This is a genomic window from Pantoea sp. VS1 (assembly GCF_002207995.1).
Lineage (GTDB): Bacteria > Pseudomonadota > Gammaproteobacteria > Enterobacterales > Enterobacteriaceae > Pantoea > Pantoea dispersa.
On sequence record NZ_NHZE01000086.1, the window covers coordinates 1 to 253 of the forward strand.

1 rRNA gene is annotated in these 253 nt (G+C 53.0%); it reads left to right on the forward strand.

The features are described from left to right. Positions 1–253 (forward strand): 23S ribosomal RNA (locus CBW22_RS23375); the annotation flags it as partial.

The following is a 253-nucleotide window of genomic DNA, read 5'->3' on the forward strand; positions in this document are numbered from 1 at the left end:
AAGCGTACACGGTGGATGCCCTGGCAGTCAGAGGCGATGAAGGACGTGCTAATCTGCGAAAAGCGACGGTAAGGTGATATGAACCGCTACAGCCGTCGATGTCCGAATGGGGAAACCCAATGCACTTGTGCATTATCGTTAACTGAATACATAGGTTAACGAGGCGAACCGGGGGAACTGAAACATCTAAGTACCCCGAGGAAAAGAAATCAACCGAGATTCCCCCAGTAGCGGCGAGCGAACGGGGAGCAGC